This is a genomic window from Isoptericola sediminis (assembly GCF_013085345.1).
Taxonomy (GTDB): Bacteria; Actinomycetota; Actinomycetes; order Actinomycetales; family Cellulomonadaceae; genus Isoptericola; species Isoptericola sediminis.
Window position 1 is genome coordinate 20,270 of sequence record NZ_JABFAJ010000015.1, and the last position, 26,311, is coordinate 46,580.

General features: G+C 73.3%; 22 protein-coding genes and 1 tRNA gene. 9 read left to right on the forward strand and 14 right to left on the reverse strand.

Annotated features, from left to right (window positions below):
- Positions 1-38: 38 nt before the first annotated feature.
- From HLI28_RS08195 to HLI28_RS08205, 3 genes are all read left to right on the forward strand, one after another.
- The gene (locus HLI28_RS08195; protein ID WP_171247034.1) at positions 39-1,922 is read left to right on the forward strand and encodes a serine/threonine-protein kinase; all 1,884 of its coding nucleotides are present in this window, start codon (positions 39-41) and stop codon (positions 1,920-1,922) included.
- Between the two features lie 145 nt (positions 1,923-2,067).
- Entirely contained in the window at positions 2,068-2,934 is an 867-nt protein-coding gene (locus HLI28_RS08200) for a DsbA family protein (protein WP_171247035.1), read from the forward strand.
- 104 nt (positions 2,935-3,038) lie between these two features.
- A tRNA-Thr gene (locus HLI28_RS08205) sits at positions 3,039-3,114 on the forward strand.
- Positions 3,115-3,171: 57 nt separating this feature from the next.
- Here the strand turns inward: HLI28_RS08205 and HLI28_RS08210 are convergent.
- The 3 genes from HLI28_RS08210 to HLI28_RS08220 form a co-directional block, all read right to left on the reverse strand.
- Entirely contained in the window at positions 3,172-3,507 is a 336-nt protein-coding gene (locus HLI28_RS08210) for a hypothetical protein (protein WP_171247036.1), read from the reverse strand.
- A 140-nt stretch (positions 3,508-3,647) separates the two neighbouring features.
- Entirely contained in the window at positions 3,648-4,481 is an 834-nt protein-coding gene (locus tag HLI28_RS08215) for an SGNH/GDSL hydrolase family protein (RefSeq protein WP_343035731.1), read from the reverse strand.
- A gap of 34 nt (positions 4,482-4,515) precedes the next feature.
- On the reverse strand, positions 4,516-5,178 hold the full coding sequence (locus HLI28_RS08220; protein ID WP_281357626.1) for a uracil-DNA glycosylase: 663 nt from the start codon (positions 5,176-5,178) through the stop codon (positions 4,516-4,518).
- Between the two features lie 191 nt (positions 5,179-5,369).
- Here HLI28_RS08220 and HLI28_RS08225 point away from each other — a divergent pair, with 191 nt between their 5' ends.
- The 3 genes from HLI28_RS08225 to groL all read left to right on the forward strand — a co-directional run bounded on the left by HLI28_RS08225 (position 5,370) and on the right by groL (position 8,432).
- Positions 5,370-5,678 (forward strand): DUF3263 domain-containing protein, encoded by a 309-nt coding sequence (locus HLI28_RS08225; protein WP_246246557.1) that lies wholly within the window; start codon positions 5,370-5,372, stop codon positions 5,676-5,678.
- 81 nt (positions 5,679-5,759) lie between these two features.
- The gene (locus HLI28_RS15940) at positions 5,760-6,473 is read left to right on the forward strand and encodes a LytR C-terminal domain-containing protein (protein WP_171247038.1); all 714 of its coding nucleotides are present in this window, start codon (positions 5,760-5,762) and stop codon (positions 6,471-6,473) included.
- 327 nt (positions 6,474-6,800) lie between these two features.
- Complete coding sequence (groL, locus tag HLI28_RS08235; RefSeq protein WP_171247039.1) at positions 6,801-8,432, forward strand: chaperonin GroEL; 1,632 nt, start codon at positions 6,801-6,803, stop codon at positions 8,430-8,432.
- Positions 8,433-8,598: 166 nt separating this feature from the next.
- On the opposite strand, the gene HLI28_RS08240 is transcribed toward groL, so the two are convergent.
- The 4 genes from HLI28_RS08240 to HLI28_RS08255 form a co-directional block, all read right to left on the reverse strand.
- Entirely contained in the window at positions 8,599-8,889 is a 291-nt protein-coding gene (locus HLI28_RS08240) for a WXG100 family type VII secretion target (RefSeq protein WP_171247040.1), read from the reverse strand.
- A 197-nt stretch (positions 8,890-9,086) separates the two neighbouring features.
- The gene (locus tag HLI28_RS08245; RefSeq protein WP_171247041.1) at positions 9,087-9,815 is read right to left on the reverse strand and encodes an HD domain-containing protein; all 729 of its coding nucleotides are present in this window, start codon (positions 9,813-9,815) and stop codon (positions 9,087-9,089) included.
- A gap of 104 nt (positions 9,816-9,919) precedes the next feature.
- A complete protein-coding gene (locus HLI28_RS08250) occupies positions 9,920-11,461 on the reverse strand; it encodes a sensor histidine kinase (protein WP_171247042.1) in 1,542 nt (513 codons plus the stop codon).
- Positions 11,458-12,204 (reverse strand): response regulator transcription factor, encoded by a 747-nt coding sequence (locus tag HLI28_RS08255; RefSeq protein WP_171247043.1) that lies wholly within the window; start codon positions 12,202-12,204, stop codon positions 11,458-11,460. The genes HLI28_RS08250 and HLI28_RS08255 overlap by 4 nt, the downstream gene beginning before the upstream one ends.
- 131 nt (positions 12,205-12,335) lie before the next feature.
- Here HLI28_RS08255 and HLI28_RS08260 point away from each other — a divergent pair, with 131 nt between their 5' ends.
- Positions 12,336-13,751 (forward strand): hypothetical protein, encoded by a 1,416-nt coding sequence (locus HLI28_RS08260; protein WP_171247044.1) that lies wholly within the window; start codon positions 12,336-12,338, stop codon positions 13,749-13,751.
- A gap of 20 nt (positions 13,752-13,771) precedes the next feature.
- On the opposite strand, the gene HLI28_RS08265 is transcribed toward HLI28_RS08260, so the two are convergent.
- A complete protein-coding gene (locus tag HLI28_RS08265) occupies positions 13,772-14,374 on the reverse strand; it encodes an NYN domain-containing protein (RefSeq protein ID WP_171247045.1) in 603 nt (200 codons plus the stop codon).
- Positions 14,375-14,448: 74 nt separating this feature from the next.
- On the opposite strand from HLI28_RS08265, the gene HLI28_RS08270 reads away from it, so the two are divergent.
- Positions 14,449-15,312 carry a glutamine amidotransferase-related protein gene (locus HLI28_RS08270; protein WP_171247046.1) on the forward strand — a complete coding sequence of 288 codons (864 nt, stop codon included), beginning with the start codon at positions 14,449-14,451 and terminating at the stop codon, positions 15,310-15,312.
- Between the two features lie 238 nt (positions 15,313-15,550).
- Here the strand turns inward: HLI28_RS08270 and HLI28_RS08275 are convergent, their stop codons facing one another.
- Together HLI28_RS08275 and HLI28_RS08280 are read right to left on the reverse strand one after the other, a co-directional pair.
- Positions 15,551-16,291, reverse strand: coding sequence for a PspA/IM30 family protein (locus HLI28_RS08275; protein ID WP_171247047.1), 741 nt, complete (start codon positions 16,289-16,291; stop codon positions 15,551-15,553).
- Positions 16,292-16,367: 76 nt separating this feature from the next.
- The gene (locus HLI28_RS08280; protein WP_171247048.1) at positions 16,368-18,509 is read right to left on the reverse strand and encodes a TPM domain-containing protein; all 2,142 of its coding nucleotides are present in this window, start codon (positions 18,507-18,509) and stop codon (positions 16,368-16,370) included.
- 147 nt (positions 18,510-18,656) lie between these two features.
- On the opposite strand from HLI28_RS08280, the gene HLI28_RS08285 reads away from it, so the two are divergent.
- Positions 18,657-19,517 carry an SCO4651 family lipoprotein gene (locus tag HLI28_RS08285; RefSeq protein ID WP_171247049.1) on the forward strand — a complete coding sequence of 287 codons (861 nt, stop codon included), beginning with the start codon at positions 18,657-18,659 and terminating at the stop codon, positions 19,515-19,517.
- A gap of 28 nt (positions 19,518-19,545) precedes the next feature.
- On the opposite strand, the gene HLI28_RS08290 is transcribed toward HLI28_RS08285, so the two are convergent.
- From HLI28_RS08290 to HLI28_RS08305, 4 genes are all read right to left on the reverse strand, one after another.
- Positions 19,546-20,790 (reverse strand): AI-2E family transporter, encoded by a 1,245-nt coding sequence (locus tag HLI28_RS08290; RefSeq protein WP_171247050.1) that lies wholly within the window; start codon positions 20,788-20,790, stop codon positions 19,546-19,548.
- Between the two features lie 53 nt (positions 20,791-20,843).
- Positions 20,844-21,830 carry a TIGR03557 family F420-dependent LLM class oxidoreductase gene (locus HLI28_RS08295; protein ID WP_171247051.1) on the reverse strand — a complete coding sequence of 329 codons (987 nt, stop codon included), beginning with the start codon at positions 21,828-21,830 and terminating at the stop codon, positions 20,844-20,846.
- Between the two features lie 53 nt (positions 21,831-21,883).
- Positions 21,884-23,563, reverse strand: coding sequence for a DNA repair helicase XPB (locus tag HLI28_RS08300; protein ID WP_171247052.1), 1,680 nt, complete (start codon positions 23,561-23,563; stop codon positions 21,884-21,886).
- A gap of 323 nt (positions 23,564-23,886) precedes the next feature.
- Positions 23,887-26,277, reverse strand: coding sequence for a helicase-associated domain-containing protein (locus tag HLI28_RS08305; protein ID WP_246246548.1), 2,391 nt, complete (start codon positions 26,275-26,277; stop codon positions 23,887-23,889).
- Positions 26,278-26,311 lie beyond the last annotated feature (34 nt).

Genomic DNA, 26,311 nt, shown 5'->3' on the forward strand with positions numbered 1-26,311 from the left:
GGGCGCGCCGTGGAGGGCGCGACGCTACGGTGTGCCCCATGGGTGTGGGTGACGACGCGGAGGTGCTGACGCACGAGACGTCGGCCTCGGGGCCCGAGGGCGGGCTCGAGCCGGGGACCGACGTCGGGGGCTACACCGTGGTCTCCACCCTCGGGCGCGGCGCCATGGGGGCGGTCTACGAGGCACGTGACGGTGCGGGCGAACGGGTCGCGCTCAAGGTGCTGCACGCCCACCTGGACGCCGACCCCGCGGGTCGCCAGCGGTTGCGCCGCGAGGTCGCGGCCCTGCAGCGGCTGCGGCACCCGGCCGTCGCGCAGGTGCTCGACGCGGAGTTCGAGGGGCCGTACGCCTTCGTCGTCACCGAGCTCGTCGAGGGGCTCACCCTCGAGGAGGAGATCGACTCGCGCGGCCCGCTGGACGTGGCCGACCTGTTCTCGCTGGCCGACCAGCTGGCCGACGCCCTGGAGTCCGTCCACGCGGCCGGCGTCGTGCACCGGGACCTCAAGCCCTCGAACGTGATGGTCACCGCCGACGGGCCCAGCCTCATCGACTTCGGGATCTCCCAGAGCACCGGGGACACGCGGACCACGATGACCGGGTTCGTCATGGGGACGCCGGGGTACATCGCCCCCGAGCTGCTCGACGGCGGGGACCCCGTCCCGGAGACGGACTGGTGGAGCTGGGCGGCCCTGCTCGCCTTCGCCGCCACGGGCCGGTCACCCTTCGGCGTGCGGCCCACCGACGTCGTGCTGCGGCGCTCGCGGCAGGGCCGGGCCGACCTGTACGGCGTCCCGGCCCGCACGGCACGGGCGCTCGCCGGGGCTCTGCAGCCCGACCCGACCCGGCGCTGGGGACCCACGGACGTCGTCCGCGCGATCCGCCGCGACCTGGCCGACGGCGAGAGCACGGCGGCGCAGCAGTCCGAGGACCCGCAGGCCACGCAGCGCATCGTCGTGGCGGCCGGTGCCGCCACCGCGGCGACGGCGGCGGGGCCGGCGGGGAGCGCCGGGACGTCGCCGGACGGTTCGCCCGACGCCGGGTCGCCGGACTCGCCGGCGGGGAGCGCCACGCCCGCGCTCGCCGACACCGCCGTCGTCGGTCCGCCCGCGGTGCCGCCCGAGCCGCCCGGCGGGACGGCGAGCACGATGACCTCCGAGGAGCGGGCGCGGGCCGGTGCGCAGGACGGTGCGACGCGGGCCATCCCCCTCGGGGACGTGCGGTACCGGACGTACGACGAGCTCGCCGACGGCGCGGACGACGGGGAGGAGGAGGCGGCCGGACCCTACGTGCCGCCGGTCCACCCGCGGCGCTGGGGGACGGCGCTCGCGGTGGGGCTGCCGTTCGTGGTGCTCGCGGCCTTCTACCCGCTCGTGGCGTTCGGGGCCTTCGTCGGCCTGACGGTGCTGTGCCGGATCGTGGGGACCTCGGGCCAGCGGTTCCACGAACGCCGCCAGCGCAGGGGTGTGCGGTCCTCGGACGGCTGGGTCGCCGGTCTGCTGCTGCCCTATCACGCGGTGCTCGGCGCGCTCGGTGTCATCCCGGCGGCCGTGGTCGGCGGCTGCGTCGGACTCCTGGCGACGATGGGCGGGTACTGGTTGTTCGGCGACGGCAACCTGATCGTCGCGCCGTTGGGGGACGTCGAGTCCCGGTCGGTGGGCGGTCGGAACGCGCCGTTCGTGTTCTCGGTGGTGCTGGCCGGAGCGATGCTCGTCGCGCTGCTGGCCACCTGGTTCGGTCCGGCCGGTCGCACCGCACGTGACGGGGCCCGGCGGATCCTCAACAACCTCGCCCCCGGGCTGACGGGGGCGGCGATCGTCGTCGCGATCTGCCTGGTGGGGTCCTGGGTGCTGTACTCCCAGCTCGTCACCGACCCCGTCGAGATCGTGTGGTGGCCCATGAACAGCGCGCCGTCATTGTTCTGAGACCGGATTCCCAGGATCTCCCCAGGTTCGCTCCCTAGCGTCGGGGCGCGGGGACGCCCCGCCCTCCGCTCCGGGTGGACCGGCCCACGGGTAGGCTGGCCGCCGGATCGCCCCGCCCGACTCGACCCGAAGGATCCGCACCGAGATGTCCAACAAGCAGAACAAGTCGCAGCGCCGGGACGAAGCCCGTGCCGAGGCGCTCGCCGTCCAGCAGCAGCAGGCCCAGCGCGACCGCCGCAACCGGATGATCGTCTTCGCGGCACTCGGCGTGGCGATCGCGGCACTCGTCGCCGTCGCGGTCTTCATCCTCATGGGCGAGGCGGACAAGAAGAGCGTCGAGGACATCCCGCTGGCCGAGGTGGAGGACGTCCCGTCGACGGCGCTGGAGGGTGGCGGCATCCCGGTCGGGTCCGACCTCGTGGCCGGTGGTGAGAACGAGGGAGCGCCCGTCGTCGACGAGTACCTCGACTACATGTGCCCCGTCTGCGGCCAGTTCGAGGAGATCAACGCCGCCGACGTCGAGACGATGCTGACCGAGGGCGACGCGACCGTCGTCTTCCACCCCGTCTCGATCCTGGACCGCATGTCCCAGGGCACCGACTTCTCGACGCGCTCGGCCTCGGCCGCCTACTGGGTGGCCGACCGCGCGCCGGAGTCCTTCTTCGCCTTCAACGAGGCCCTGTTCGTCAACCAGCCCGCCGAGAACACGGAGGGCCTGAGCGACGAGGAGATGGCGTCGATCGCCGAGGGGGCCGGCGTCCCGGCCGACGTCGCTGCCGGCATCGCCGACGGGACCGCCCGCGGCACGTTCGGCCAGTACGTGTACTCGCTGACCAGCGAGGCGTCCGCGAACCCGGACCTGGCGAACGCCAACGGCGGCTTCGGTACGCCGACCATCCTGGTCGACGGGGAGCGTTTCGAGACCTGGAACCAGCCGGGCGCCCTGCTGAGCGCCGTCCAGGGCGACGGTGCCGCCGGCGCCGACGCCGAGGGCGAGTCCGCCGACGAGTGACCTCGCCGTGGGCGTGGGGCCCGTCGCACCGGCACCGGCGCGGCGGGCCTCACGCCTTCGACGTCCCGGCCGGGTCGTCGTCATCGGTACGATGGTCCCCGCCCGCCGCCTTAGCTCAGCTGGTAGAGCTCCCGTCTTGTAAACGGAAGGTCGTCGGTTCGAACCCGACAGGCGGCTCCACCCGACGGCCCGTCGGTCTGCGATAACGCGGACCGACGGGCCGTCGTCCCGGCGAGCTCATTCCCAGTAGAGCCAGAGCACCCGCCAGCGCACCGGTTCGCCCGTGTCGGGGTCGGTGCCCTCGACGACGTCCCACTTCTCGGGGTAGCCGAGCCCCGTGCGGATGGCCTCCCACGCCGCCGTGAAGATCTCGCGCTGCTCGTCGAGCGTGGTTCCCCGCTCGTCGTAGAAGATCACCAGTTCGTCCGACCCATCCCTGCGGGACAGCTTGGCGACGGCACCCGGAGGGGGCGGGTCCCATCCGCCGATGGTCCCGATGATGACGGCGCCGGCTCGGCACAGGTCGTCCATCTGCACCCGGACGTCTTCCTCGGTGGCCTCAGGCAGCTTCATGGTCGGTCCAATCCGGGCGCCGCGGCCGTCTGCAGCGCCCTGTCGACGGTGGTGGCCGTCTCTTCACCGTGGACCCCGCCACCGGTGCTCGCGCGCCGGGAGCTGCCTCCGTGCGGTGAGCACCCGACCCTCCGGCGCGGTCAGCGCTCCGACGGGGGCCACGGCTTCGGCTCGGCCCACTTCGGCGTCCGGCCGTCACCGCTGGACGTGCCCCGGATCCGCCGCTGCACCCACGGCACGACGTGCGCCCGCGCCCACTGGGCGTCCTCGCGGGCCCGCTGGCGCAGCCGCGGCGCCGTGACGGCGGGCATCGGGTCGTCGAAGCGTTCGTCGTCCGGCGCGAGGCCGAGCCCCACCAGCGCCGCGTTCGCGACGCGACGGTGCCCCTCGTCGGTGAGGTGGATCCGGTCGTCGGACCACATCCGCAGGTCGTACACCGATCGCAGGCCCCAGTTGTCCAGGACGTAGGCGCCGTGGCGGCGGGCGATCGACCAGATCGTGGCGTTGTACTGCCCGACCCGCCCGCGGATGAAGCTCAGGGTGCCGCCGGACCGGAACCCGGTGCCCATGAGCACGTCGGCGCCCGACGCGCGCAGTCGGGCCACGGCCGCCTCCAGCGTCGCCGCCAGGGCGTCGAGGTCGGCCTGGGCGCGCAGGATGTCGTTCCCGCCGCCGACGAGCGAGACGAGGTCCGGCTGCATCTCGAGCGCGACGGGCACCTGCTCCTCGACGATCTGGCGCAGCTTCTTGCCGCGGATCGCGAGGTTGGCGTACTCGAGGACCTCGTCGCCGCGGCGTTCGGCCAGGTGGTCGGCGAGCCGGTCCGTCCAGCCGCGCTGCACCGCCGTCGTCTCCGTGCCGGCCGGGGCTCGCGTGCCGTCGTCGTACGGGTACGGGTCCCAGAGTCCCTCGGAGAACGAGTCGCCGATCGCGACGTAGCGGGACCACGGGGGGATGCTGTCGTGCGAACTCACGGGGCCATTCTGCACCCCTCCCGGGATCAGTTGCTCAGGGCAGCCGCCAGTCGACCGGCGTCCCGCCCTGCTGCTCGAGAAGGGTGTTGACCCGGGAGAACGGTGCCGACCCGAAGAACCCGCGGTAGGCGGCCAGCGGGCTCGGGTGGGCGGACTCGACGGTGGGCGTGCTGCCCAGCCAGGGCTTCAGCGAGGCGGCGTCACGGCCCCAGAGGATCGCGACGAGCGGTCCGCCGCGTGCCACCAGCGCCTTGATCGCGGCCTCGGTCACCTGCTCCCACCCCTGGCCGCGGTGCGAGGCCGGGCGGCCGGGCTCCACGGTCAGCACCCGGTTGAGCATCATCACGCCCTGGTCCGCCCACGGGCTGAGGTCGCCGTTCGCCGGAGCCGGGACGCCGACGTCGTCGGTCAGCTCGGTGAAGATGTTCACCAACGACTTCGGCAGCGGGCGGACGTGCGGCTGGACGGAGAAGGACAGCCCCATGGGATGGCCCGGTGTCGGGTAGGGGTCCTGGCCGACGACGAGCACCCGGACGTCGGCGAGGGGACGTCGGAAGGCCGCGAACACGTCGGCGGGGGCCGGGAGGTACTGGCGTCCGGCCGCGACCTCGGCGCGCAGGAAGTCGCCCATCGCGTGGATCTGCGGTTCGACGTCGGCCAGGGCGGCGGCCCAGTCCGGCGCCATGACCCGGTCCAGCGGCGGCCGGCCGGTCGGCGACGGGGCGTCCGACGGCGGTGCGCCGGTCGGTGCGGACGGGGCGGTGGCGGCAGGGTCCGGCGTCGTCTCCACGACGGCGACGCTAGCAGGGCGCCGGCGAGGGGCGACGCGCGGGGCCGGGCTGCCGGAGGTGGCGCCCGGAGTGACCCATACTGGGCCGCATGAGCGAGATGCTGGTCCAGGAGGTCGACACCACGACGCAGGCTCCGGCGTCGGACGCCGCCGAGGCGCTGTCCGACCGCGACCGGGAGATCCTGGCCTTCGAGAAGCAGTGGTGGAAGTACGCCGGCTCGAAGGAGCAGGCCGTGCGCGAGCTGTTCGACATGTCGGCCACGCGGTACTACCAGGTGCTCAACGCGCTCATCGACACCCCGGAGGCGCTGGCCCACGACCCCATGCTGGTCAAGCGGCTGCGGCGGCTCCGTGCGACGCGTCAGCGGGCCCGCAGCTCGCGTCGTCTCGACGGTTCGCGGGGCTGACGCGGTGCGGCTGAACAGGTTTGGCCGCGTGCTGAACAAGCTCTGTACTTCGGCCCATCCCGACCCGCTACCCTGTGCGGCGTGACGAAGAGCCACTACCCGTACCCGCCTGACGAGTTCGACGTCCGCGGTCCCGAGGGGTCGCCCGTCGGCGTCCACCGCGAGCCCCGCAGCGGGTGGAGCTCGGCCTGGCCGTTCCTGCTGGTCGCCGTCGTCTTCGCCGGCCTGGCGGTCGCCGTCGTGGGGTTCCTGTCCGACGACCCGGGCGGCAGCGAGAACCCGCCGGCCGCGCAGCAGGAGTCCGCGGCGCCCGAGTCCTCCGCGGAGGGCGAGGCAGCCGAGGGCGACGGCTCCGGCGAGGAGTCCGGCGACGGTTCCGGTGAGCAGTCCGGTGACGGTTCCGGCGAGGGCGACGCCGAGGCGACCGAGGAGTCGTCGGAGGAGTCGTCGGAGGAGTCCCCCGAGGAGTCCGGTCCCGACATCGCCTCCCTGGTGGCAGCCGGTGATACGAGCGCCTTCGTGCGCGTCCTGAACGACGACAGCGGCGTCAGCGGCGAGGCCGGCCGTGGCGCGGAGGCGCTCGGGGCGCAGGGCTTCTCGAACACCGAGGCGACGAACTACGACGGCGACTCCGGCCAGACGACGAACGTGGTCTGGTACGCCGAGGGGCGCGCCGAGACGGCCGCCGCGGTGGCGGCGATCCTCGGGATCCCCGCGGAGGAGACCTCCCAGCAGCCGCTCGCGAACGGTGACGTCATCGTGGTGATCAAGGAGGCGCTCACCATCGCCGAGTGATCCACCGGTGCGGGCCGGTGCCTGACGACGCAGTTCGCGTCGCAGGTGCCGGCCTTCGTCGTTCTCCGGGGCGTGTCCGGCGGGCGTGCCGACGTCGGGCGCCGCTGAGCAGCGCCGTTGTGCGCCGGGGGCGAACATCTTGCACTCTCGGGGTGAGAGTGCCAATAATGTCTTAGCACTCTCGACTGTCGAGTGACAGCCGACCGGAGTGACCCACTCGGTCCATCGGTGAGGCTCGGTCGCGTGCGTGATGTGAACGCACGCGGACGGGTCGTCCGTCGCGGGCACCGCTAGACCACGACACGCCACAGCGGAGGATCAGTCCCCATGGCCAAGATGATTGCGTTCGACGAGGAAGCTCGTCGGAGCATGGAGCGCGGGCTCAACCAGCTCGCCGACACCGTCAAGGTGACGCTCGGCCCCAAGGGCCGCAACGTCGTCCTGGACAAGAAGTGGGGCGCCCCCACGATCACGAACGACGGTGTCTCCATCGCCAAGGAGATCGAGCTCGAGGACGCCTACGAGAAGATCGGCGCCGAGCTCGTCAAGGAGGTCGCCAAGAAGACGGACGACGTCGCGGGTGACGGCACCACCACCGCCACCGTGCTCGCCCAGGCGCTCGTGCGCGAGGGCCTGCGCGTCGTCGCCGCCGGTGCCAACCCGATCGCCGTCAAGCGCGGCATCGAGAAGGCCACGGCCGCGGTGACCGAGCAGCTGCTCAACGCCGCCACCGAGGTCGAGACCAAGGAGCAGATCGCGGCCACGGCCGGCATCTCCGCGGGCGACCCGGCGATCGGCGAGCTCATCGCCGAGGCCCTCGACAAGGTCGGCAAGGAAGGCGTCGTCACCGTCGAGGAGTCGAACACCTTCGGCCTCGAGCTCGAGCTCACCGAGGGCATGCGCTTCGACAAGGGCTTCCTGGCCCGCTACTTCGAGACGGACCCGGAGCGCCAGGAGGCCGTCCTCGAGGACCCGTACGTCCTGATCGTCGAGTCGAAGATCTCGAACGTCAAGGACCTGCTGCCGCTGCTCGACCAGGTCATGAAGACCAACCGGTCGCTGCTGATCATCGCCGAGGACGTCGAGGGCGAGGCCCTGGCGACCCTGGTGCTGAACAAGATCCGCGGCACCTTCAAGTCCGTCGCCGTCAAGGCCCCGGGCTTCGGCGACCGCCGCAAGGCCATGCTGCAGGACATCGCGATCCTCACCGGTGGTCAGGTCATCACCGAGACCGTCGGCCTCAAGCTGGAGAACGCCACGCTCGAGGAGCTCGGCCAGGCGCGCAAGGTCGTCGTCAACAAGGACGAGACCACGATCGTCGAGGGTGCCGGCGACGCCGACCTCATCGAGGGTCGCGTCCAGCAGATCCGCTCCGAGATCGAGAAGTCGGACTCCGACTACGACCGCGAGAAGCTCCAGGAGCGCCTCGCCAAGCTGGCCGGCGGCGTGGCCGTCATCAAGGCCGGTGCGGCCACCGAGGTGGAGCTCAAGGAGCGCAAGCACCGCATCGAGGACGCCGTCCGCAACGCGAAGGCTGCCGTCGAGGAGGGCATCGTCGCCGGTGGCGGCGTGGCCCTGCTGCAGGCCGGTGCCGTGGCGTTCGAGAAGCTCGAGCTGGACGGCGACGAGGCGACCGGTGCGCAGATCGTCAACGCGGCGATCTCGGCCCCGCTGAAGCAGATCGCCATCAACGCCGGCCTCGAGGGCGGCGTCGTGGCGGAGAAGGTCCGCAACCTCCCCTCGGGTCACGGCCTCAACGCCGCGACCGGCGAGTACGAGGACCTGCTGAACGCGGGCGTCAACGACCCGGTCAAGGTCACGCGCTCGGCGCTGCAGAACGCCGCGTCCATCGCCGCGCTGTTCCTCACCACCGAGGCGGTCGTCGCCGACAAGCCGGAGCCGGCCTCGGCCCCGGCCGGTGACGGCGGCATGGGCGACATGGGCGGCATGGGCTTCTGATCCCTGCGCGTCCGGCGCGGTCCTGACCGCGCCTCGCTGCGAACGACGGCGGCCGGTCACCTCTGCGGAGGTGGCCGGCCGCCGTCGTGCGTCGTTGTGGGCATGAAATCTGCACCTGACCGGCGGTCTGCACCCGCAGATTTCATGCCCACAACGACGGGTGGGGTCAGCGGGTGGCGAAGAGCCGAGTGGCCTGGTTCTCCGCGTCGGAGTACGTCTGGGACGCCGACTGCAGCGCCGCGGTGACGGAGTCCAGTGCGGCCTCGACCTGGGTCTGGGCGGACTGCCACTGCGTCATCACCCCGGCGAACGACGTCGCCGCGCTGCCGTGCCAGCTCGCCTGCAGGTCCTGCAGGTGCCGCATCAGGGCGCCGACCTCGGCGCGGATCGCCCCGACGGACCCGTTCACCGCCGCTCCGGCCTGTGCCACCCGATCGCTGTCGACCTCGTATCGCACGTGCTGCTCCTTCGTCGTGGGTCCCGGGAGGGCCGGGCTGGCCACGACGCTAGGCGTGCGGGTGCGCGGCAGGCCGCCGTCGTCCACAGGGTGTGGACGAGCGGCTGACCCGCGCAGGACCGCCCTGACTCGCGGAGGACGGTCCTGACCCGCGCGGGATCGTCCTGACTCGCGGGAGCTGTGCGTGCGCCGGGCGGCTACTGACGGGCGGGGCCGGCCGGGGTCTGCGCCTCGAGCCGACGACGCTCCTTGACCAGTCGGTGCATCTCGGCGTCCAGGTTCTGCCGCGCCGGCTCCTCCCAGGTGAGGCCGAGCGGGCTGACGTAGAGCTGGGGCCGTCCGAGGAGCTTGGAGATCACCTTGATGCGGGCGTCGAGGTAGTCCGGCAGCGGGATGTGCGCGTACTCGGCGCGGATCGCGGCGACGTACTCCTTGTAGCGCTGCGGCTCGGCGGCGAGCATGCCGAGGTCGGCGTCGTTGAGGACCGCCGAGTCGAAGTCGCCGGGCAGGGCCTTGTGCCGCGCCATGGACTCGACGAGCTCGGCGACACGGTCGGCCCGCCGCGCGGCCACCCCGAGCCCGACGAGCTGCTCGCGCGCCAGATCGGCGCTCAGGGTGGTCTGCTCACCGCCCCGCGTGGCGTACGCGACCTTGCGGTCGGCGTCGAAGACGGCGCCGTGGTACCAGGCGGCCAGCCGGACCAGGTCGGGCTCGTGCGTCTCGTGCGCGAGCTCGTCGACGCGGTGCAGGACCGCGGCCAGGTGACGCAGGTTGTGGAAGTGCCGGTCCGTCTCCGACCACCGGTCGATGAGCTCGGACCCGACCGCGCGGATCTCTTCCTCCGTGGCGGTGGCGCCGGCGCCGTGACACGTGCGGACGAACGCGGAGAGGAACCACTGTGGTGCGTCGGCGTGGAGCACGCCCATCGCTATCAAGACCTTCGTCTAGGGGCCGGATGCTGTGACCAGCCGTAGTTCCAGATTACGCCGCCCCAGCGACGTTGCTGCGCAGGCGAACCGGAACCAGGCCGTCACGCATCGTAGTCCCCGGGGAGCGGAAGGTGAACTCGCACCGTCAGACCACCGCCGGGTGTCTCGTGCACCGAGGACCGGCCGCCGTGGGCGCTCAGGATCGCGGCCACGATCGCGAGCCCCAGACCCGAGCCCCCGGACTCGCGGTTGCGGGAGGAGTCCGCGCGGTAGAAGCGCTCGAAGATCTTGTCCGCCTGGTCCTTCGAGACGCCGGGGCCGTGGTCGCGCACCTCGACGACGGCGTCACCCTCGGGTGTCGTGCCCAGGGCCAGCTCCGCCGGGGAGCCCACCGGCGTGTGCCGTGCGACGTTGCCCACGAGGTTCGTCAGCACCTGCCGCAACCGGTCCGTGTCGCCCGTCACGCGGAGCGACGACGGTGCCGCCTCGCCAGGACCCAGCCCGGTCACGGTGACCACACGCTCCGGGTCCAGGGCGTGCAGGTCCTGGGCGGTGTCGCGGGCCAGCGCGACCAGGTCCACCGACTCCTGGCGCAGGGGCCGGCGCTCGTCCAGGCGGGCGAGCACCAGCAGGTCGTTGACGAGGGACCCCATGCGCCGCGCGGAGTCCTCGATGCGCCCCATGGTGTCCTCGACCTTGTCCGGGCTGTCGAGGGCACCCATCCGGTACAGCTCCCCGTAGCCCTTGACCGTGGCCAGCGGCGTGCGCAGCTCGTGGCTGGCGTCCGAGACGAAGCGACGCATCCGCTGCTCGGAGGCCTCCTGGGCGGCGAACGCGGCCTCGACCTGGGTGAGCATCGCGTTCAGCGAGTGGGACAGGGAGCCGACCTCGGTGCTGGCGGGCTGGTCCTCGGGCACGCGGCGGGACAGGTCGCCGTCGGCGATCGCCGCGGCCGTGGACTCGATGCGACGCAGGGGCCGGAAGGAACGGCGCACCAGCCAGAACGCCAGGGCGCCCCCGAGCACCACGATGCCCAGACCGATCCAGAGCAACGCCTTGCCCAGGTACTCGCTCGTCTCCTCGACGTTCGACAGCGGCAGCGCGACGTAGGCGGCGCCCTCGACCTCGGCGCCGCGGAACGGGCTGCAGGGGATGGAGACCACCCGCCACTGCGACGGGTCGCTGCCACCCGTGGAGTCCACGGTGAAGGGGTCGATGCCCCGCGCCACGACGGTCTCGACCGACTCGTCGGGGATCTGCGGCTCGCCGAACCGGTCCAGGGTCTGCGTCCAGCCCACCGGGCCGCCGTCGAGCCCGTTGCAGCTGTGCAGCGTCACCGCGTAGTCGCTCGGGATGCGTTGGGTCGTCTCACCGGGGTTGAGCGTCGTCAGGCGTGCCACGCCCTGGGCCGACTGCGTGAGCTGCTCGTCCAGCTCGTCGATCAGGTAGTTCGACACGACGGTCCGCGCCGTCAGTCCCGCCAGCACGAGACCGGCGCCGAGCAGCAGCACGGTGATCGCCACCAGGCGGACACGCAGGGGCGTGCGGGCGAGCCAGCCCCACCGGCGCCCGCCGTCGTCGGTGGCGGGAGCCGCGGCGTCCGCCGGGGCACGGCGCGCGCCGTCGGGGTGCGCGTCCGTCATCGCGGCGGCGTCCGCAGCAGGTAGCCCACACCTCGCTTGGTGTGGATCAGCGCGGGCAGCTCGACGTCGGTGCCGTCCGGTCCCGGGACGGTCAGGTGGTCGATCTTGCGTCGCAGGTAGGAGATGTAGGACTCGACGATGTTGGCGTCGCCACCCCAGTCGTACTGCCACACGTGGTCGAGGATCTGCGCCTTGGAGAGCACCCGCCCGGCGTTGAGCATCAGGTAGCGCAGCAGCTTGAACTCGGTGGGGGAGAGGTCGACCTCGACGCCGGCGCGGTGCACCTCGTGGGAGTCCTCGTCGAGCTCGAGGTCGCCGACCCGGAGCACGGCGTCGTCCTCCGGCTCACCGCCCGCCGTGCGCCGCAGCACCGCCCGGATCCGCGCCACGACCTCCTCGAGGCTGAACGGCTTGGTCACGTAGTCGTCGCCGCCGACCGTCAGCCCCTGGACCTTGTCCTGCGTGTCGTCGCGGGCGGTCAGGAACAGCACGGGGGTGTGCCGGCCCGTGGCGCGCATGCGTCGGGTGACGGTGAAGCCGTCCATGTCGGGCAGCATCACGTCGAGCACCACGAGGTCCGGCTGCGTGTCCGACACCAGCTGCAGGGCGCTCGCGCCGTCGGCGGCCGCATGCACCTCGAAGCCCGCGAAACGCAGGGAGGTGGACAGCAGCTCGCGGATGTTGGGCTCGTCGTCGACGACGACGAGCCGTGCCTCGGGGGCGTCGGCGTCGGTGGTAGCCATGACTCCAGTGTGCGCCGACTTGCTGGACGTTACCTGGACAGGTGCCGTGGACGGCCGACCCGTCCGTCCGGCGGGCCGGGGACGACCTCGGTAGGCTCGGCCCACCAGTCCCGACCAGGGAGGACGTCCCCGTGACGCAGCACTCGACGCCCGAGCAGCCGGTGCGGTCGTCGCGGGCTCCCGTGGTCCGCCGCTGGGTCGCCGGGGCGATGGCCGTGATCACGACGCTCCTCGTGGTCGCCTCGTCCCTCGTGGTGTGGGCGCACCGCACCGTGCTGGACACCGACCAGTTCATGGACACCGTGGGCCCCGCCCTGGACGACCCGGCGTTCGCCGACGCGCTCGCGGACCGCGTCTCCGACGAGGTGCTGCTCGCCCTCGACCTGGACTCCCGGGTCTCCGACCGGCTGGCCCAGCTCGACACCGCCCTCGTGGCGGCGCTGGTGGCGCGGGGCGACCTCGCGCCGGGGCCGCTGCTCGACGCGCTCTCCGGGGACGTCGACCGACCGACCCTCGCGGCGATCACGCCGCTGATCGTCGAGCCCCTGGAGGAGCGCATCGACGCGGCCGTGGAGCGGGTGGTGACGTCCGACGCCGTCGCGGACCGGGTGCCGGATCTCGTGGAGCGGGCGCACTCCGGAGTCGTGGCGCTGGCCCGCGCCGACGTCGAGGACCACCCGAACGTCTACCTGACCGACGACGCGGTCATGCTGAACACGCTGCCCCTCGTCGCCGACGCCGTGCGTGAGTCGCTCGGTGGTCTGGAGGACGTGCTCGGCGACGTCACGCTCCCGGACGCCGTCTCCGAGAGGGCGCCGGAGGCTCGCGCCCAGCTCTCCGAGGCCCTCGGGGTGGAGCTGCCGGAGGGTATCGGCCAGGTGCAGCTCATGGACCGTGCGACCTTCGACGGGCTCCAGGACGCCGTGACGACGGCGGACCGGGTCGGGTGGCTGCTGGTCGTGCTGACGCTCGTCGCCGTCGTGGCCACCCTGTGGATCTCGCCCGACCGACGCCGGGGAGCCGTCCAGCTCGGCATCGGCGTGCTCGTCGGCGTGGTGATCGTGACCGCGCTGATCTCCCGGCTGCGCGGCGTCGTGGTGGACGTGGCGCGGACGCCCGACGGCGAGCGTGTCGCGACCGTGCTGTTCGAGTCCGTGGCCGGCGAGGTCCACGAGATCCTCTGGCTCGTCGCCGTCGTCGCCGCCGTGACGGTGGTCGTCGGCGCGCTGCTGGGCCGGCCGCGGTGGTTGGTGGACGCCGGACGTCGGTGGCCGTGGGTCGCCACGGTCACGGGCCAGGACGGCCGCCTGGGCCGGTGGGTCGCCGCGCACGCGGACGTGCTGCGCGTCGCCGTGCTGGCCGTGGCGGTGCTGGTCGTCGTGGCGACCGGGTTCCTGTGGGTGGTCATGGTGCTGACGGTCCTGCTGGCGGCCGCGGCGCTGTGGGCGATCACGGTCACGCGGCGGTCCGCCGGCCTGCCGGGAGAGCGACGCGGCAGCGAGCGGCCGCCGGCCGAGCAACCGCCGGCCGAGCAACCGCGCGCGTGACGCCCGCCCGGCCGGGACCGTCAGAGGAAGCGCAGCGGGTCGAACTCCTCGATCGGGATGATCCGCACGCGCGGCAGGGGGCTCGTGAACGCGTTGGCGTCGCCCTCCAGGTCGAAGATCTCCAGGCCGGACTCGGACAGCCCGGCGAGCTGCATGTTGACGAACTCGCGGAACGCCAGCAGGCCGACGCGGCGGTCCTGACCCAGCAGCCGCTCGACCTGCGGCAGGAAGTCGCCGTCGTGGCTGGCGAGCAGCACGTCGGCGTCGCGGTCGGCGATGGCGTCCAGGGTGCGCTGGATACCGACGTCGACGACCTTCTCGTCACCGCTGGCTGCCAGGGGGATCGGGCGGTAGCCCATCGCCAGCAGCGCCTGGACGAACGACATCGGCATCTGGCCGTTCGTGGCGTTGAGGAAGAACAGCGGGACGACGTCCTGGTTCCAGACGCGCTGGGCGAAGCCGGTGATGCGGTCCCAGCGCGGCCGCTCCTCGGGGTTGGGGCGCCGGTTGAGCACGTTCATGCCGAGGGTGGCGTCGATGTTCTCGCCGTCCACCAGCAGGTAGGTGGTGCGCGCGGTCCCGCGCGCGGGAACGGTGGTCGGCTCGGAGAAGGGGGAGGCCATGGGCACAGCGTACGCGGGGGGCCGGTCGATGGGGGGGGTGACCGACGGGGGCGTGCGGAGTAGTCTCAGCGCTCGTGTCCGAGATCGAGTTCTCAGCGGTGCCTCGTGTCACCGTGCTGCAGCACAGTTCCGACGTTCCCGTCGACCGGTTCCGCGGGCTGCTCGGCGACCTGCGCGTCGTCCGTCTCTTCGACGGCGACCCCGTGCCGACGCTCGACGAGTGCGGCGACGGCCTCGTGGTGCTGGGCGGTCAGATGAACGCCTACGCCGACGACGCCGCGCCGTGGCTCCCCGCGGTCCGGTCCCTGCTGGCCGACGCCGTCGCCGCCGACCTGCCCACGCTGGCCGTCTGCCTCGGCGCCCAGATGCTGGCGGTCGCCGGCGGGGGCACCGTGGCCGTGGGCGCCCCGCCCGGTCGCGAGGCCGGTGTCCTGCCGGTGTACTGGCGGGCCGAGGCGCTCGAGGACCCGGTGCTCGCCCCGCTCGCCCGGGCGGCGGGTGCCGAGACCGCGGAGGACCTCGACGGCCGGGGCGTCGCGACCTCGTTCGTGCAGATGCACGCCGACGCCGTCATCGAGCCGCCGGAGGGCGCGCAGTGGCTGGCGTGGTCCGAGATGTACCCCTACCAGGCGTTCCGCTGGGGGTCCGCGCTCGGGGTGCAGTTCCACCCGGAGGCGGGGCCGACGACGGCGGTCCGCTGGGCGCTCGGGTACACCGAGGTGGAGACCGCCGCCGTGCACGCGTGCGCGGTCGAGCACGACGACGAGCTGCGCCGGTCCGGCGAGCTGCTCGCCGGCGCGTTCCTCGACCACGTGCGCGCCGCGGTCGTCGCCCGTCGGCAGCGGGAGGAGGCCGCCGTCGTCGCCGCCGGCCCGGACGAGCAGGAGGTCGACGGCGCCGCGGAGCTGCCGGAGTCCGTCGAGGCACCCGCGGCCTGAACGCACCGCCGCGCTGCGAGTCAGGGCTCGGCCCGCGAGTCAGGGCCTCTGCCCGCGGGTCAGGGCGGCGGGCCGCGAGTCAGGGCTCGGCCCGCGGGTCAGGGCTCGGCCCGCGAGTCCGGCTCGGGTGTGACCGGTCGGCTTCCTGACCCGTCGCACCCGAGCCCTGACTCGGCCGGAGCTGTCCTGACTCGGCCGGCGCGGTTCTGACTCGGCCGGAGTTGACCTGCGCCGGCGGTCAGGACTCGATCTGGCCCGGCTGCGGCGACCCGGACTTGAGCGCCGCGAGACGGGCCTCCAGCTCCAGGTCCTCCATCGAGCCCTCCAGCTCGGCGAACTGCGAGTCCAGCGACGACGCCGCGATCTCCGCCTGGCCCATCGCGTGCGCCTCCTCGCGCCGCACGGCCTCCTCGAACCGGTTCAGCTCGCTAGTGGGGTCCATGACGTTGATCGAGCTGATCGCGCCCTGGACCGTCTGCTGGGCCTCGGCGGCCTTCTGGCGGGCCACGAGCTGGTCGCGCTTGGACTTGAGGTCGACGAGCTTGTCCTTCATCTGCGCCAGCCCGGTCTTCAGCTTCTCGACCGTGACCCGCTGCTGCTCGATCATCGGCTGGGCGGTCGTGACCTCGTTCTCGGCGTCGAGCTGCTTGCGCAGCGCCACCTTGGCGAGCTGGTCGAACTTGTCGGCGTTGGCCGCGTCGCCGGCTGCGCGACGCTCGTCCGCCTTACGGGAGGCCGCCAGCGCCTTGGCGCCCCACTCCTGCACGGACTGCACGTCCTCGTGGTAGTCCTGCTCGGCCATGCGCAGGTTGCCGATGGTCTGCGCGATCGCCTGCTCGGCCTCGGCGATGTTGTTCGTGTAGTCGCGGATGAGCTGGTCGAGCATCTTCTGCGGATCCTCGGCGCGGTCGAGCAGCGCGTTGATGTTCGCCTTCGCGAGCTGGCCGATCCGGCCGAGGATGCTCTGCTTCTGGTTCATGAGGTGCCTTTCTGGTGCCAGGTTGCCCGTCACTAGGTCCGACGACGGTGGAGGCCGCGGGGTTCCCGCCGGCGGGTCAGAAGCGACCTCCGGCACCGCCGCGGCCACCGCCGAAGCCACCACCGAAGCCGCCGCGGCCACCGCCGCCGAAGCCGCCCATGCGCCCACGCCGTCGGCCGCCGCGCATCATCGAGTCGATGAGGATCCCGCCGAGGATCATGCCCCCGATGTCGGCGCCGCGGCGCGAGCCGACCGTGCCCTGGCCGGCGTCCCACCCGCCGGTGTCCTGCTGGGCCATCTGCGCGGCCTGCTGGCCGTAGCGCTCGGCCTGCTGTGCCGTGGCCAGCGCCGCCTGGGGGTCGCTCGCCTGCTGCTCGCGGGCCTGGGCGACCAGGCGTTCGGCCTCCGCCAGCCGGGTCCGGGCGTCGGGTCCGACGGCGCCGCGTCGCGTCGTCACGTAGTCCCGGGTGGATCGCAGGTGGGACTCGGTGCGCCCCAGGACGTCGCGCAGCAGCGCGCGGGCGCGGGCGTCGGCCTCGGAACGGTGCCGCGAGGGAGCCAGCGCGTCGTCGAGGGCGGCCTCGGCGGCGGCGAGTCGGCTCAGGGCGGCCAGAGGGTCGCCGCCGTCCTTGGCAGCACGGGCCTGGTCGACGGCGGCGCGGGCCTCGGCGGCCGCGTCGCGGACCCGGACGTCGTCCGGGGCGAGCCGGTCCGCGTCACCGATGTCGTGGGTGATCGAGGCGATGCCCGTGTCGAGGCTGGATCCCGCCGTCGCCAGGTCGTCGCCGGCGGTCGCCACGGCCTCGAGCAGGGTGACGGCCTGACCGAGCGCGTTCTGCGCGGCCCGGGCGTCGGCGACCGCGACGGCCCGGCGACGCCGGCGCACGGCGGCACGGCCGGACTCGATCATCTCGCGGGCGTTGGCGACCAGGGTCTCGGCCTGGTCGGGGTTGGTGCGGATCGAGGCCAGGGCCGTGTCCGGGTAGGTCGCCGTCAGTCCTGCCAAGGTGTGCCGGGCGAGCTCGACGCGGGCGGTGATCTCGGTGGCGCGCTGCTCGGCCTCGTCGAGGATCTCCGGCGCGCGGGCGCGGATGCGACGCAGCTCGTCGAACGCGTCGGTCTGCGCGTCCAGCGACGCGGCCGCGGTCTCGCACCGGGTGATGATCGCGGCCAGCTCGGCGTGCTCGCCCAGGGCGTCGCCCGGGGTCTCCTCGAGCACCTGCCGTTGGTGGAACGCCTCGGCGACCTCCTGGCGCGCGGCCTCCAGGGCGTCCCGGAACTCGCGGGTCTCCACGACGCCGAACTCGGCTTCGGCGAACGCGAGCTCCTGCTCGGAGGTCTTCACGGCGTCGTCCACGGCGACGAGGGCGCTGCCAGCACGACGCCGCATCTCCTCCAGACCGAGCCCGGCGAACCGTTCCAGGTCCGGGCCCGCGGCCTGGCGACGACCGGGGCGGCCGGCGGCGCCGACCACACGGCGGGCCCCTTCCGCGGCGCGGCGACGGCGGGCGGCCGCGGCAGCCGCGCCGCGCTCGGCGAGCTCGGCGTCCCGACGGCGTGCCCGGCGCACGAGGACGAACCCACCCACGACGACCACCAGGCCGATCGCGGCCCAGAGGACGACGTCGGGGATCCCTCCGCCGTCGTCCTGCCCGGCGCCGGTGCCCGTGGTGGCGCCGGACCCCCCGGTGGTGGCGAGCAGGGCGTCGACGGCGGCGACGGTCGCGCCGGCCCAGTCTTCGTCCCGCAGCCGGTCGACGGCGGCGTCCCGGACGGCGTCGAGCTGGCCGTCGGTGAGGTCGACGTTCTGGTCCCAGCTCATGCCGTACAGCCGGTCCTCGGTCGCGACGGCGAGGAGGAGGTCGTCGGTGCCGAGCCGGGCCTGGTTCGCCGTGGCGTCGGCCCACTCCCGGCCGTCCAGGCCGTCGAAGCGCTCGACGTAGACGACGAACAGCTGGTAGGAGGTGTCGGCGGCGAGCTCGTCGAGCGCGGACTGCACCTCGGCGGTGCCCTCCTCGTCGAGGACACCCGCGACGTCGGTGATGTCCCCGTCGAGCTCGGACAGCGGGGCCTCGGCGGCGACGTGTCCCACCGCGTGCGTCGGACCGGCGGTCAGGGCGACGAAGGCGGCTACCGCGGATGCGAGCGTGAGGACGGCGACGACAGGTGAGACCGGACGTCGCCGCGCGGCCAGGAGGGACGGGGTCACGGTCTGCATCGTGGCGCGACCGGGGGTGCGACGCAATCCCGCAGCGGGTGAGGTTTGTGGCGGTTCCCGCCGTGACCCGGACGTGACCTGGGCCTGCTTCGATGCTCGTGGGCCGGGTCAGGGGACCCGCCGACCGACGACGGAATGAGTGGACACGTGCTGAAGACCAGGATCACCGCCCTGCTGACGGCGGGCGCCGTCGGACTGACGCTGTCGGCCTGTGCGGGAGCGGACGACGAGGCGGTCGACCCCGCGGTGTCGGCCGCCGAGGCCGCGGCCACCGCCGAGGAGGCCACCGGCGGGCGCCCCGTGGCGGGCGACGTCGTCGAGCTCTCGGAGCGGATGGCGCAGGCCCAGGAGGGGCACTCCACCGTGCACGTGGAGAGCGGTATCGCGGGTGAGGCGGTCGAGCTCGCGGGGATGGACGGCGTCTACCAGAACGCGGACATCGTCCTGGGTGCCACGCTCGACGAGATGCGGATGCGCATGACCACCGACGCGATGGGGATGACGATCGAGGCCGTCATCGTCGACTCGACCATGTACATGGACATGAGCGGGTTCAGCGCCGGAGAGGTCGAGTACGTCGCGATCGACCTCGACGAGGCGCAGGAGGAGGCCGGCGTCGCCCAGGCGCTCGACCTCCTGGAGAACGCGGACCCCGCCGCGCAGGCCGAGATGATGGCCGACGCCGTGGAGTCCTTCGAGTACGTCGGGACCGAGCAGGTCGGGGGCACGGAGCTCGACGTCTACGCGGTGACGATCGACGCGGCCGAGGCCTTCGACCCCGCCCTGCTCGGCGTCGACCGGTCGACGCTCGACGAGATGGACGAGACCCCGGTGGACATGGTGTTCCGGCTGGACGGGGACGGCCTGCCGGTGTCCTTCGACATGACGATGACGGTCGAGGGCCAGGAGGTCGTGCTGACGACCACCTACTCCGACTGGGGCAAGGACGTCAGCATCGAGGCGCCGCCGGCCGACCAGGTCGCGGACTACGAGGAGATGATGGGCTGACCACGTCGCGTGGCGCCGGGCCGGCGCTTCACTCCAGACCGTCGGCCCGGCGCTCGTCGACGGTGCGCGCGGCCTCCTGGGCGGCACGCAGGTTGCGGGACCGGCGTGACCCCTTCGGCGGCTGCCGGCCCGGGTCGCGCAGCATGTCGGAGTCGACGAGCTCGTGCCGGGTCAGGTAGGTGTTGGCGACGGCCTGGATGGTAGCGGCGATCGGCAGCGACAGGAAGGCACCCAGCGCCCCGAACACCGCGCCGAAGGCCAGCACGACGACGAAGCTGACCGCCGGGTTCATCTCCAGCGCGCGGGCGGAGATCTTGGGCGAGAAGTACAGGTTCTCGAGCTGCTGGTAGGCGATGATGAACGCCAGCACGGCGACCGCCTGCGGCACCCCCTGCGACGTCAGGGCGACGGCCACCGGCAGCGCCCCGCCGATGTAGGTGCCGATCGTGGGGATGAACTGCGAGACCAGGCCGGTGAACAGGGCCAGGGGCAGGGCGTAGGGCGTGCCCAGGATCACCAGGAACACGGCGGTGAACGCCGCGGACAGCGCCGCGAGCACCACCCGGGAGCTGATGAAGTCCGAGACCTTCACCTGCGTGATCTCCCACAGGCGCAGCACCTCGGTCTGCCGGTCCGGGCGGAGCCAGCGGCACACCGCCACCCGGAACCGCGGGCCCGCTGCCAGGAGGTAGTAGGTGACGAGGCCGATCGTCAGGGCGGCGAACACGAACCCGACGATGGTGGTGCCGACGGCGAGGGTGCCGGAGGCGACGTCGGAGCCGTACTCCTGGACGAGCTGCTGCAGCAGGTCGTCGGAGGACGGCAGGTCGACGTCGAGGTTGGCCTGCAGACGTTCCTGGGCCGCCACGTACACGTCGGGCAGGGTGCCCACGAGCTGGATCAGCTGCTGGATGAAGAGGTTGCCGAACAGCGCCAGGATGCCGAGCCCGAGGATCACGGACCCGAAGAACGCGGCGGCGGCCGCGGCTCCCCGTCGCCAGCCGTGCCGCACGAGCCACACGACGACCGGTTCGAGGGCGAGCGCGAGGAACCCCGCGATGAGCAGGTAGACGAGGACGGTGTTGAGCTGCTGGATCGCGCCCCAGACCCAGATGGCGGCGAAGACGGCGACGGCGCCCATGAGGAGCACGCGCGGTACCCAGCGCGGGGGTCGGCTCGTGTCGTGCTGGAGCGGACGGTCGGTCCCCTCCCCGGTGCCGTCGTCCGGGGCAGGGGGCGCGGTCTCGCGGTCCGCGGCGGCGTCGTCGGCCATGCTGGCACCGTAGTTCGCGGTGTGCCCCCGTGCCTCCTCGACGCCCGGACCGGCTACTGCGGGGCGGCGGCGCGCAGCTTCTCGAGCAGCGGTCCGGCGGCCTGCGCTAGAAACTGCTCCTGCTTCTCATCGCCGATCTGATGCAGTGCGATGTCGGTGAATCCGGCCTCCCAGTACGCCGACACGGCGTCGACCACGGCGTCCAGGTCGGGGCCGCAGGTGATCGACGACGCGACGTCGTCAGGGCGGACGAAGGAGCTCGCGAGGCCGAAGGCTTCCGTCGTCGGGAGGTTGGCGTTGACCGGCCAGCCGAGCCCGAACCAGCGGAACTGGTCGTGCGCCCGTTCGACGGCGGCATCGCGGTCGGGGTCCCATGAGATCGGTACCTGCGCGAACTTGCGTGACGCGGGCAAGTCGGCCGCGTCGCGCTCCGCGTCCCACTGCTCCAGGAGTGCGGACTGCGATTCGGTCGCGATGACGTGGTCGGCGAGAGTCGCGAACTGACCCACGGACTGCCCTCCGGAGACGGCGACGCCGATCCCGACCGGGTCGTCCGGCAGGTCCCACAACCGTGCGGAGTCGACCTGGAAGTGGTCCCCGCGGAAGCTCATGAGGTCTCCCTGGAACAGCGCGCCGATGATCTGCACCGCCTCGGTGAGCATCTCGTGGCGTTCGTCGACCGCCGGCCATCCCGCGCCCACCACGTGCTCGTTGAGGTTCTCGCCGGCGCCCAGGCCGAGGGTGAACCGCCCCTCGGACAGGAGCCCCGTCGTGGCCGCCTTCTGGGCGACAACGGCGGGGTGGTAGCGAAGCGTCGGGCAGGTCACGAAGGACATCAGCCCGGTCCGCCGCGTCGCGTGGGCCACAGCGCCGAGCACGCTCCACGCGTACGGCGAGTGCCCCTGGGAGTCGAGCCAGGGGAAGTAGTGGTCGCTCATCACCTCGAAGTCGAAGCCGACCTCCTCAGCACGCACGGCGTAGTCGACGAGGTCACGCGGGCCGGACTGCTCGGTCATGAGGGTGTACCCGAATCTGGTCATCCGACCACGCTGGTCGAGGTCGAGTGACCCCGCATCTCGGGCTGACCCGCCCTCTACTGCACAGCGTCCAGGTCCTCGGCGTCGACGATGCGGTAGGCGTACCCCTGCTCGGCGAGGAACCGCTGGCGGTGCGCCGCGAAGTCCTGGTCGACGGTGTCGCGGGCGACGACGGCGTAGAAGTGCGCCGTGCGGCCGTCCTGCTTGGGGCGCATGACCCGGCCCAGGCGCTGGGCCTCCTCCTGCCGGGAGCCGAAGGACCCGGAGACCTGGATCGCCACGGACGCCTCGGGCAGGTCGATGGAGAAGTTCGCGACCTTGCTCACCACGAGCCGGGAGATCTCCCCGGCGCGGAACGCGGCGAACAGCTTCTGGCGCTCGCGGACGGTCGTCGACCCGGTGATCAGCGGCGCGTCGAGGTGCGCGGCCAGCTCCTCGAGCTGGTCGATGTACTGGCCGATGACCAGCACCTGGTCGTCGGGGTGGTCGGCCACGATCTGCTCGACGACGCGGTTCTTGCCCGGGGCGCAGGCGGCGAGCCGGTACTTGTCCTCCGGCTCGGCCGTCGCGTAGAGCATGCGCTCGTGCTCGGGCAGGGTGAGCCGCACCTCGACGCAGTCGGCCGGGGCGATGTACCCCTGGGCCTCGATGTCCTTCCACGGGGCGTCGTAGCGCTTGGGCCCGATGAGCGAGAACACCTCGTCCTCGCGGCCGTCCTCGCGCACGAGCGTGGCCGTCAGGCCGAGCCGGCGGCGGGCCTGCAGGTCGGCGGTCATGCGGAAGATCGGGGCGGGCAGCAGGTGCACCTCGTCGTAGACGATGAGGCCCCAGTCGCGGGCGTCGAGCAGCTCCAGGTGGGTGTAGACGCCCTTCCGCTTGGTCGTCAGCACCTGGTAGGTCGCGATGGTGACGGGGCGGATCTCCTTGCGGGAGCCCGAGTACTCGCCGATCTCGTCCTCGGTGAGCGAGGTGCGGCGCACCAGCTCGTCGCGCCACTGGCGCGCGGAGACGGTGTTGGTCACCAGGATCAGCGTGGTCGTCTTCGCCTCGGCCATGGCCCCGGCGCCGACGATCGTCTTGCCGGCGCCGCAGGGCAGCACGACGACGCCGGACCCGCCGTGGAAGAACCCGTCGACGGCCTGCTGCTGGTAGGGCCGCGGCGTCCAGTCGGCGGCCTCCTCGCCCGGGTAGACGGGCGTCGTGGTGGTGCGCAGGTCGATCGCGTGCGCCTCGCCGTCGACGTACCCGGCGAGGTCCTCGGCGGGCCAGCCGAGCTTGACCAGGGCCTGCTTGAGGTTGCCGCGCTCGGAGGGGTGCACGACGACGCTGCTCGGGTCGATCTTCTCGCCCACGAGGCCGGTGGTCCGCTTGGACTTGAGCACCTCGGCGAGCACGGCGGCGTCGGTGGACTCCAGCACGAGCCCGTGCGTGGGGTGCGAGTGCAGCGTCAGGCGGCCGTAGCGGCCCATCGTCTCGGCGACGTCGACCAGCAGCGAGTGCGGGACGGGGTAGCGCGAGTACGCGATGAGCGTGTCGACGACCTGCTCGGCGTCGTGACCGGCCGCCCGGGCGTTCCACAGCCCCAGGTTGGTCAGCCGGTAGGTGTGCACGTGCTCGGGGGCGCGCTCGAGCTCGGCGAACGGCGCGATGGCGCGGCGCGCCTCCTCGGCGCGCGCGTGGTCGACCTCGAGCAGGATCGACTTGTCGCTCTGGACGATCAGGGGGCCGTCGGGCATGCGTGTCCTTCCGCGGGGCAGGCGTCCAGGATGCCAACGCACCGGCCGCCCGTCGTGTTCCTGCGGGCGGTGAGCGGCGCGAGGGGGCGGATGTCGATTCCGTACCTGTCGGCGGTCCGTGAACCGTGACCGCTGCGTACGCACCAGTCACGGATGGCGTGAGATTCACGTTATCCGTGACTGGTGCGCGCCACGGTGTTGTGGATCCTGCGGAGCGCACAGCCCCCAGATCGAGTGTCGCCCGGAGCCGGGTCGTGCCGAGCTGGTCGTCCCGACGACCATCGGCGTCTCCCACGGCGGACCCGGTCGACCGGCCCGGAGGCTCAGTCGGTCGGCTGCACCGAGGCGATCCGGTGCACGGCGATGGTGAGCTCGGCCTCGCGCACGGGGTCCAGGGCCCGCAGCCGCCCGCCCTCGAGCCGCATCGGCCGCAGCTCGCGCCGCTCCAGCGCCCCGGACCCGCCGACCAGCTCCACCCAGACCGTCCGTCCGTCGCGCAGCGCCTCGCTCAGCTCGGCCTGCACGTCCCCGGGTTCGCGCACCGCCCGCCCGACGCCGTCACCCTCACCGAACGGCGACGCCGCGGTGCCCCCGCGCCCGGGCCCGGACCCGAACCCGGGCTCGGCGCGGGCCGGTGACGCCCCGGCGTCGGGGGAGCCCGCCGACGCCGACGCGCCGCCCCGGCTCGTGCCGCGGATCCGTGCGACGAGCTCGCGCCGCCCGGCGTCGGTCATGCCGCGCACCGACCCGCCGCCGCGTCGCCGCGACCAGGCGTCCCGGTCCAGGCGTGCCGCGCGGCGGACCCGGCCCAGCGGGCGGCCGTCCGGTCCCTCGAGCGCGGAGAGCAGACCGCGTTCGCGCAGCACCTCGTGCAGCTCGGCGGCCGGCACCGAAGCGGCCAGGACGGTCGGGGCCAGCCGCACCAGTCCGAGGGAGGCCAGCCGCGGGTCGTCGGCCAGGCCCGCGAGCGTCGCCGGGTCGGCCGTGCGGACGTAGGACTGCGCGGACCCGACCCGGAGCGCCTCGTGCCGGCGGGCGGTGTCCTTGACCAGGTACTCCAGGGGCTGCGGCACCGGTACCGCCGAGCGCTGCGCGATCTCCGCGAGCAGGTCCTCGCCGCTGCTGCCGTGGTCGAGCGCCCGTGTCACGGACCCGGTGGTGAACCGCACGGTGGTGGCGGCCCCGCGGGACTCGACCTCGGCGGCCTGGTCGATCAGCCGGGCCAGCTCGGGCCCCGGACGACCGGGCACGATGCCGGTCAGGTCACCCTGCAGGAGGAACTCGTGCACCTCCTCGGGGAACACCGTGCGCATGGCCCCGGCGAGGTCCTCCTCGCCGGGGTCGTCGCCCGCGGCGAGCACCGCGCGGCCGGGTGAGGACAGCACACCCGCCCCGGTGACGCCCAGCAGCGCCGCCTCGCGCAGCAGCCCGGCCACGGCCGCCTCGGGGGGCACGGCCCGCGGTGACCGCCAGCGCAGCACCTCCAGGACGTCGTCGACCCCGAGGGCCACCCCCGGCTGGGCGGCCAGCACGGCGAGCACCTGCTCGCGCAGCCGCGGCACCCACGGCCGCTGCAGGTCCGCGGACAGCGGCGCCCGCACGGTGCCCTTCTCGTCACGGGTCCCCACCTGCCACGGCGTCCGCCGGGACCGGCGCCAGGCCGTCGCCAGCGTCGCCCACCGGTCGGCGTCCTCGGCCTCCTCCCAGCCGTCCGCCCGGGTGGTGGGCACGTACGACGCCGGGGCGTCGCCGTCGTCCGCGACGAGGCCGGCGCTCGCGGCGAGCTCGACGACGGTCGCGGCGGTGGCCTCGTCGGTCTCGAGCAGCCGGGCCGTGCGCCGCAGGTCGCGGACGGCGAGCCCGCCGGCGCGCAGCGTCGACGGCGGGGTGTCGTCCCAGGCGACGACGACGTGGGCCACCTGGCGCACGATCTCCAGCGCGGCGCCGGCGGCCTCGGCGTCGACGGTGGCGTCGGGGACGACCGTGCCCGTGGGTCGGGGCGGGTCGAGGTCGGGGGTGCGGTGCGTGCGGCCATCGCGCAGCGCCAGCCCGACGTCGCGGGGGAGCAGGACGTGCCGGGTGTCGGAGCGCTCCAGCAGCCCGTCGGTCACGAGACCGTCGACCGCGACGCGCGCCGCCGACCCCTCCGGCGGGACGACGCCGACGGGCGGTCCCCAGGTGAGCGCGTCCAGGACCTGCCGGGCGGCGGGGGAGAGGGCCGCGACGTCGACCGTCGGACCGTCGCCGTCCCGGGCGGGGCCGAGTCCGGCGGGGTACGGGCCGAGCACCTCCTCGAGGCCGGGCGAGGGATGCACGCCGTCGCCGTCGTCCCAGACCAGGGCGGCGTCACGGGCGTCGTCGAGCACGCGGGCGACCGGGCCGACGGCGTCCGGCGCGCCGAGTGCGGCGGCGATCCGCGCGGCGTCCACCGGGGTGCCGCCGTCCGACAGTGCGAGCAGCGACTCGAGCACCTGCAGCGTGCCGGCGTCGAGGTGCGCCACGGCGCGTTCGGTGCTGGTGCGGCTGGCGGCGCGGGCGGCCAGGGAGCGCAGCGTGGAGGGGGAGGGGGTGCCGAGGTCGGGTCGGGCGCGCAGCAGCGTCACGAGCTCGTCGTCCGTGCGCGTGCGCACCCACTCGGTGAACGTGACGGCCATCTGTTCGATGCTACGCCGATCGCCGAGCACCGGGACCAGGTCCCCGCGGGTTGTGGGCATGAAATCCACGTTCCGACCGAGGGCAGAGCTGCAG